11 protein-coding genes are annotated in these 7,186 nt (G+C 73.4%); 4 read left to right on the forward strand and 7 right to left on the reverse strand.

Features of this window, described 5'->3' with window-relative positions:
- Nucleotides 1-539 (reverse strand): NTP transferase domain-containing protein (locus tag NCC78_RS24850; RefSeq protein ID WP_372495195.1); only part of this gene is annotated, 539 nt, incomplete at its 3' end.
- Between the two features lie 51 nt (nucleotides 540-590).
- On the opposite strand from NCC78_RS24850, the gene fdhD reads away from it, so the two are divergent.
- On the forward strand, nucleotides 591-1,445 hold the full coding sequence (fdhD, locus tag NCC78_RS24855; RefSeq protein WP_250797413.1) for a formate dehydrogenase accessory sulfurtransferase FdhD: 855 nt from the start codon (nucleotides 591-593) through the stop codon (nucleotides 1,443-1,445).
- Here fdhD and NCC78_RS24860 read toward each other — a convergent pair.
- From NCC78_RS24860 to NCC78_RS24870, 3 genes are all read right to left on the reverse strand, one after another.
- Nucleotides 1,435-2,145 carry a GAP family protein gene (locus NCC78_RS24860; protein WP_250797403.1) on the reverse strand — a complete coding sequence of 237 codons (711 nt, stop codon included), beginning with the start codon at nucleotides 2,143-2,145 and terminating at the stop codon, nucleotides 1,435-1,437. The genes fdhD and NCC78_RS24860 overlap by 11 nt on opposite strands.
- Before the next feature lie 153 nt (nucleotides 2,146-2,298).
- A complete protein-coding gene (locus NCC78_RS24865) occupies nucleotides 2,299-2,547 on the reverse strand; it encodes a flavin reductase (RefSeq protein ID WP_250797404.1) in 249 nt (82 codons plus the stop codon).
- A complete protein-coding gene (locus NCC78_RS24870) occupies nucleotides 2,544-2,828 on the reverse strand; it encodes a hypothetical protein (protein ID WP_372495196.1) in 285 nt (94 codons plus the stop codon). Before NCC78_RS24870 ends, NCC78_RS24865 begins: the two co-directional genes overlap by 4 nt.
- Before the next feature lie 407 nt (nucleotides 2,829-3,235).
- On the opposite strand from NCC78_RS24870, the gene NCC78_RS24875 reads away from it, so the two are divergent.
- The 3 genes from NCC78_RS24875 to NCC78_RS24885 all read left to right on the forward strand — a co-directional run bounded on the left by NCC78_RS24875 (nucleotide 3,236) and on the right by NCC78_RS24885 (nucleotide 5,318).
- Nucleotides 3,236-4,042 carry a helix-turn-helix domain-containing protein gene (locus NCC78_RS24875; protein WP_372495197.1) on the forward strand — a complete coding sequence of 269 codons (807 nt, stop codon included), beginning with the start codon at nucleotides 3,236-3,238 and terminating at the stop codon, nucleotides 4,040-4,042.
- Entirely contained in the window at nucleotides 4,033-4,224 is a 192-nt protein-coding gene (locus NCC78_RS24880; RefSeq protein WP_250797406.1) for a DUF397 domain-containing protein, read from the forward strand. The genes NCC78_RS24875 and NCC78_RS24880 overlap by 10 nt, the downstream gene beginning before the upstream one ends.
- Nucleotides 4,225-4,442: 218 nt before the next feature.
- Nucleotides 4,443-5,318 carry an alpha/beta hydrolase family protein gene (locus NCC78_RS24885; RefSeq protein WP_250797407.1) on the forward strand — a complete coding sequence of 292 codons (876 nt, stop codon included), beginning with the start codon at nucleotides 4,443-4,445 and terminating at the stop codon, nucleotides 5,316-5,318.
- A gap of 77 nt (nucleotides 5,319-5,395) precedes the next feature.
- On the opposite strand, the gene NCC78_RS24890 is transcribed toward NCC78_RS24885, so the two are convergent.
- The 3 genes from NCC78_RS24890 to NCC78_RS24900 all read right to left on the reverse strand — a co-directional run.
- The gene (locus NCC78_RS24890) at nucleotides 5,396-6,166 is read right to left on the reverse strand and encodes a hypothetical protein (protein WP_250797408.1); all 771 of its coding nucleotides are present in this window, start codon (nucleotides 6,164-6,166) and stop codon (nucleotides 5,396-5,398) included.
- Nucleotides 6,151-6,717, reverse strand: a complete 567-nt coding sequence (locus NCC78_RS24895; RefSeq protein WP_250797409.1) for an RNA polymerase sigma factor — start codon at nucleotides 6,715-6,717, stop codon at nucleotides 6,151-6,153. Before NCC78_RS24895 ends, NCC78_RS24890 begins: the two co-directional genes overlap by 16 nt.
- An 88-nt stretch (nucleotides 6,718-6,805) precedes the next feature.
- Nucleotides 6,806-7,186: DUF4192 family protein (locus NCC78_RS24900; protein WP_250797410.1), on the reverse strand; the 381-nt coding region annotated here is incomplete at its 5' end.

Raw genomic sequence — 7,186 nt, forward strand, 5'->3', positions numbered from 1 at the left:
GTCAGCCCGGCGAGCAGGGCACGGATCGGGGCCCCCGCGAGCGTGCCGCCCCGCTCCGCGGCGAGCCGGTCCAGGGCGGCGAGGAGCGGGGCCACCCGCCACACCCCGCAGAGCGTCTGCCGCCGCCCGTGATCGTCGACGTAGCAGGCCCCGTCCGGGTCACCCGCGTGCTCCTCGGCCGGACCGGCCCGGGGCGGGCCCGGATCGAGCCGCCTGAGCAGGTCACCCACCGCCTCCCGGGTGAGCAGCGGCAGGTCGGCGGCGAGCAGGGCGACGGTGGGCGTACCGGGGTCGAGCAGGGCCAGCCCGGCCGCGGCGGCGGCGACCGGCCCACCGCCCGGCGGGTCCTCGCGGGTGACCCGGACCCCGTCGGGCACCGAGCCGGCCGGACCGACCAGGATCCGCGGGGCGGCGTCGGCGACCGCGGCCAGCACCCGGTCGCGCATCGGCCGGCCGCCGACCGGGCGGGCGGGCTTGTCCACCCCACCCATCCGGCGGGCCGCGCCACCCGCGAGCACCACCGCCGCGTACGCATCCACCCGGCCACGGTAGCCGTGCGGGGTGCCGGACGCGGGGTGCAGGATGGCGGGATGGGACGGGCGACTGACCGACGTGGCGTGCTCCGGATCGACCTCGACGCGGCGGATGACGGCCGCCCCCCGGTACGCCGGTCGGACAACCTCGCCGTGGAGGAGCCGCTGGAGATCCGGGTCGGCCCGGCCGGCCCCGGCGGGCGACGCCCGCTGGCGGTGACCATGCGTACGCCCGGCGACGACCTGGACCTGGCGATCGGGTTCCTGCTGACCGAGGGGCTGATCCGCTCGACCGACGACGTGCTGACCGCGCAGCTCTGCGCCGGGGCGGAGACGCCCAACACGTACAACGTGGTGGACGTGGTGCTCGCCCCCGGCGTGCCCGAGCCGGCCACGGACCCGTCCCGGAACTTCTACACCACCAGTTCCTGCGGCGTCTGCGGCAAGGCGAGCATCGACTCGGTGCGTACCCGATCGCTCTTCGCGGTGGGCGACGACCCGCTCAGCGTGCCGGCGGCGGTCCTGGCCGAATTGCCGGAGCGACTGCGCGCGGCGCAGCGGGGGTTCGACCGCACGGGCGGGCTGCACGCGGCCGGGCTGTTCACCGCGGACGGCGAGCTGGTGGTGCTGCGCGAGGACGTGGGTCGGCACAACGCCGTCGACAAGGTGGTCGGCTGGGCGGTCCGCGAGCGCCGGCTGCCGCTGGCCGGGCACGTGCTGCTGGTCTCCGGGCGGGCCAGCTTCGAGCTGACCCAGAAGGCGTGGATGGCCGGCGTACCGCTGCTCGCGGCGGTCTCCGCGCCGAGCAGCCTCGCCGCCGACCTGGCCGACGAGGCCGGGCTGACCCTGGTCGGCTTCCTACGCGGCCGCACGATGAACGTCTACGCGCACCCGCACCGGGTCACCGGCTGATCCAGGCGTCGAAGAGCCCCAACCGGACGGCGGCGTCCCGGGCCAGCAGGAAACCGGCGATGCCGAGGATCCAGCCCAGCATGCTGCCGGAGGTCCGCGTGATCCAGGCGTTGAGCCGGGCCAGCACCGGCTCGACCAGCCTCGGCCAGGTCACCCGGGCCGCCAGCAGCACCACCGCCGGCAGCACCATGACCAGGCAGTATCCGGCGAGCAGCCCCACGATCTCCGCCGCACCGAGCCCGGAGGTGGTCAGCAGGCCGACCGCACCGAGGTACGGCAGCATCGTCGCCACCTCCGCGAGCGCGGCGAGCAGCGCCAGCCCCACCAGCCACCGCACCGAGGAGTCGCCGGCGGTGGCCCGGTCCCGCCAGCGCAGCACGCCGCCGGACCGCCGGGGCCGCTTGCCGCCGTAGCGGAAGCTGAGCACGAACAGCCCGATCCCGAGGGCGAGCTGCGCCCAGAGCACCGGCCGGTTGTCCAACGCCCCGCCGAGGAGATCGGCCAGCCGGCTGCCGCCGAGGACGAGCAGCAACCCGACGGCGAAGTAGAAGGCGGTGATCGTGCCGAGGTAGACGAGGATGCGCCGGGCGTTGACCGGCCCGGACGCGAGCAGCAGCCAGACCGGGATGAAGAGCGTGCCGATGCTCGTGCTGTCGACCAGGGCCAGGCCGGCGAGCGACAGCAGCAGTTCGAGGCTCATGCGGGGCGTTCGGCGAGAAGGGGCACGGGACCATTCTGTGCCGACATCGATCCGGTCGACTCGCCCCATGGAACGAACGTCCACTACATCTTTCGACGGAGTTCGCCGTGCCGGTGCTCCGTGGCGGTGCTTCGTGCCGGTGCTCGGTGGCGGTCAGCGCGGGTGGGCCCAAGCGGTGAAGCGCTCGGTCAGGTCGGCCGGTGTCGTCGCGTGGTCCAGCTCGGCGAGCTGTCCACCCGCCTCGGCCTGAAGGGTCGCCAGGTGGATCAGCAGGGCCGGCCGGTCCGTCCGGTACCGGGCGAGCAGCCGCAGCTTCGCCGCCGAACACGGCCAGGCGATGCCGCACGCCGCAAAGCGCCACGTGGGCCGGGTCGGCAGGTGCTCGCGGGGCCGGCGGCTCATACCGTGACCCGCTGGCGGGGAAGCGGACGGCGGCGGGGCGGCGCGGCGGCCGGCGGCGTCGTGCGCCGGTGCACCCCCTCGCACAGCACGTACAGCGAGCGCCGGTCCACGGCGTCCCCGTGCGAGCCCAGTTCGTAGACGTCGATCCAGCACCAACCGTGGTACGTGTGCCAGTCGGTCAGCACGCGGATCACGCGAACGGTGATCGGGCGGACGAACTGAGGGCTCGCGGACGGGGTCAGGTACAGGACGTCGCCGGACCGGATCTGCCGCAGGCTCACCGGACCGACCCTCCGTCCCGGCCGACGGTCCAGCGGGACGCGGGGGTGAGGTTGATCCGGCCGGGGCCTCGATACCGCGGGATGATCGGGCCGATCGGCCCGGGTAGGACCGGGCGGGCCGGCGGTATCGGCGGCGCGGGCTTCCGGTCCGGCCTCGGCGGCGGCTGGCGGTCCGGCAACGTCTTCCCCCTCGTCCATCGGGTGGAGGAGGGGGCCGCCACGGATGCTCGCCCAGCGGCAGCCCCCTCGCGACACGACCGGCGGGCTTCGGGTGCCTCCACCGGCTCGCGCCGTCAGTTCCACCCTGGACGCTGGCCCCTTAGGCTCGGAACAGTAAGCAGCCGATCGCGGAGCGTACGGAACAGTTGAGGGCCGTCGTGGAACTCCTCGACGTGCCGTGGAGGGGTGTGGAAGCCGTGGGAATCTCGCCGTCCGAGTACCTGATCCGCGAGCTGCGGCGACGCCGGGCAGCGGCCGGGCTGACGCAGGCGCAGCTCGGCGAGCGGCTTTTCTGTTCGGACTCCCAGGTCAGTGCTATTGAAACGGGCACGAAGCCGCCGACCCTGCCCTACTTGGAATCGGTTGATGAAGCCCTCAGCACTGGCGGTTACTTCGCAACGCTGTGGCACGAGTTGGTGAAGGGCGAAGCAGCCCCCGTGTGGCTTCGCGAATGGATTGAGATAGAGCGCGAGGCAACCGCGTTCCGCTGGTACGAGCACGCTTTCGTGCCAGGTCTCCTTCAGACCGAGGCGTATGCGCGGGCGACGTTCAAGGCTTCTCGCGTCCCGACCGCTGAGCTGGATCAGCGAGTCGCAGCGCGGCTCGACCGGCAGGCCGCGCTGGCCCGTGACCCGGCACCTCAGCTCTTCATCGTGTTGGACGAGATGGTTCTTCGGCGGCCGTCCGGCGGCCCCGACGTGATGCGCGAGCAGTTGGAGCACCTGATCGACTGCGCCGAGCGTCCGACAATTCAGTTGCAGGTGGTGCCCACCTCGCTTGGGATGTACTCGGGGCTGGCGGGGGCCTTCATCCTCGCTGACCTGCCGGACGGAGCCAGGGCCGGCTACATAGACAACCAGCTCTCCGCGCAGATCGCGGAGCAACCCGGGGTGGTTGCTAGCCTGGGACTGTCGTGGGACGCAGTTCGCGGTGAGGCGCTCCCGCTCGGGATGAGTCTCGACATACTCAAGGAAGCGGCGAAGACATGGACATGACCGGCGCGCAGTGGCGCAAGGCGTCACGGTCCTCGACCAATGGCGGTGCGTGCGTCGAGGTCGCCGACAACCTTCCCGGAGTCGTCGCCGTTCGTGACTCCAAGGACCCGGCCGGCCCGGCGCTCACCTTCGCGCCGGCGGCGTGGCGCGCGTTCGTCGCTCAGGTAGCCGAGCGGGCCTGACCAGCCCCAGACGCAACGCCTCCGCAAGGCCCTGATCGATCGTTGGCGGGCGCGGCGGGACGAGACGGACGCGGGCCGATCGGAACGGACGCTGCCGAGCGGGGACGCGGCCGGGCGAGACGGGACGCGGCCGGGCGAGAGCCGGGCGGGGCGGACGCGGCCGGGTGAGAGCCGGGCGGGGCGGACGCGGCCGGGCGGTCGGTGGTTGACTGCCCGGCATGGAGCTGAGGGTCGGCGAGCAGCAACTTCCCGCCATCCTGAACCTGCCGGCCGGGCCGGCCCGGGGAGCCCTCGCCGTGCTGCACGGCTCCCACGCCGACACGCGGTCGTACTTCCTCTACGAGCACCTGGCCCAACTGCTGCCGCCGGCCGGCATCGCGGTGCTGCGCTACGACCGGCGCCCCCGGGTTGACGGGCGCGACGTGCCGCTGACCGCCCAGGCCGACGACGCGGCGGCGGCCCTGGACGTGCTGCGCCGGCAGGTCGGCGACGTCCCCGTCGGGCTGTGGGGGTTCAGCCAGGGGGCCTGGGCGGCGGCGCTGACCGCCAGCCGGCACCGGGCCGATTTCCTCGTGCTCGTCGGGTGCAGCGGAGTCAGCCCCGCCCGGCAGATGCGGTACGGCACCGCCGAGCAACTTCGCCGCCACGGGTACGGCGACCCCGACCTCGCCGAGCTGGACCGGCTGCGTCGGGTCGCCGAGTCGTACCTTCGCGGTGCGCTGTCCCGGGCGGTCACCCAAGCAGAGTTGGACGCGGCTATCGAGCGGCCCTGGTTTCCGCTGGCGTTTCTGCCGCGCGAGGTGCCCGAGCCGGGGGCCTGGGCCGACATGGACTTCGACCCGGAGCCGGTCTTCGCGGCGCTGTCCTGCCCGGTGCTGCTCTGCTACGGCGAGACCGACGCCTGGACGCCGATCGAGGAGAGCCTGACGGTGTGGCGCCGAGCCGCCCGGGCCGCGGAGCTGACCGTCGCCCGGCTGGTCGGCTGCGACCACGCGCCCACGTTGGACGAGGCCGAGGACCTGGTCGGCGTCAGCCCGCAGTACGAGCAGGTCCTGCTCTCCTGGCTCGACCGGCGGCTTCCCGCCGGGGAATGACCCGGGCCGCCCGGCATCGGTACTTCCCGCCGAAGGACCGGCTGCGGCGGCCGACGGGCCGCCGCAGCCAGGTCACGTCAGGGCAGCTCGGAAGGGCGGTAGCTGGTCGTTCCCGTGGCGGTGTGCACGGTCACCGTGAGGCGGTCGACCTCGCCGCCCTCAGGGCCCGGCCACCAGGCCGCCCACCAACCGGACTTCACGCTGGCCTGGAGAACCTTCCCGTTGTCCAGGCGCACGTCCACCCCGGTGACCCCCGGGCCCACCAGGCCCACGATGTTCGACCACATCGCGTCGCCGCTGCCCATGGAACTCATCGTCTGCAGGTCCACCGTGCCGGCGGGCAGGGCCGGCAGCGGGCCGTTGGCCAGGCCCATCGAGGCGAGCTGATCGCCGTCTCCCGCGCTCAGGCACTCGACGATGACGCCGTTGCTCTTCCTCATGATGAGCAGTGTCGCGACGCCGCGCTGCTCGGCGAGGAGCACGTCCGCCGGGTTGACCGCCGACGAGCTGCCTCCCACGTCGTTTCCAGCGCACTCCCGGGCCTGCGGCAGCACCTGCGCACCGGTGAGCGAACCGGGCGTGGGCGTCCAGGCCGCCGTCGCCTTCTCGGCCGCCCCCGGCAGCAGCGCGGGCACGGCCACGACCGCGGCGGCACCCGCGGCGACCGCGGCGAGGCCCATCATCAGCCGGCGCTTTACCGGCTGGCGAGCCGACGTCGCCTCGGCCTGGCCGGCCATCACACGCTCGAGGAACGCCTTCGAACGGGTCCATTCCATCGGGGTGGGCGTGCGGTCGCGCGCCGGGTCGAGCACGGCCAACTGCTGCAGGTCGTTCATGCTCGGCTCCATGACTGCTGCTCCTTGAGATCGTGAGGACGGAAAGACGACGGGGGGACAATTGCGGCCGGTTCCAGAGCGGCCCGCAGCCGTTGCCGGGCTCTGCCGAGCCGCATGGCAAAGGTCGACCGGCGACAGCCGAGCACGGTGGCCGCCTGCTCAGCGGTCAATCCGTCGAACGCGACCAGGGCGAGAACCTCGCGGTCCGCGGGGCGCAGAGCGCGCCAGGCGCGTTCCAGGTCGATGCGCGCCGCGGCAGTCACGCTGTCGTCGGACAGCTCGCGTGCCTCCAGCGACCCCAGCCGGACGTCCAGGGCCTGGCGCCTCAACCATCCCCGCGTCTGGTTGGCCATGGTCTTGCGGGCCACCGCGAAAAGCCACGGTCGAGCATCGTCCGGCAACTCGGCGAATCGCCGCCAGGCCGTCAGGAAGACCGTCGAGACGATGTCCTCAGCCTCCGCGGCCGGGACCCTCCGCTCGACGAAGCGCAGCAGGTCGGCATATGTCTCGACGTGCAGCGAACGGAAGCGCTCCTCCCGGGCCCTCCCATCAGCGCGGCTCATCTGGGTTCTTCTTGGTTGTCCATGTCCCCTACCTGTCCGGCTCAGCGGCAACTGTCACACGCCGGTTCACCGGCTCCCGTCGGCCCGGTCATCGTGGGTCGCGCCGGCTGCGCCTGCGGCGCAGCACGCCGGGTGTTCCCACCGCCGGCCAGCCGTCCAGTTCCGACGGTGGTACGCCCCGGCGCAGCAGTTCGTCGAGGAGCAGGGCCAGCGAATGGCCGGGGTGCTCGGCCGGGGCCCGTTCCAGGGTCACCGCCGCCAGCGCGCCCTGCCCCGCCCGCCACGCCGCGAAGGCCAGCAGCGCGGCCGGCGCGGCGGTCAGCTCCGGCTCGGCCCGGCGCAGCACGTCGGTCCAGAGCGCGATGTCCGCGTCCCGCCCGCCGGTGCGCTCCCAGGCGTGATCCCGGACCGGCACGTGGGTCAGGAGCACGCTCAACCAGGCCACCTCGTCGTCGGTGAGGCGCTGCCC

The organism is Micromonospora phytophila, from assembly GCF_023656545.1.
Taxonomy (GTDB): domain Bacteria; phylum Actinomycetota; class Actinomycetes; order Mycobacteriales; family Micromonosporaceae; genus Micromonospora; species Micromonospora phytophila.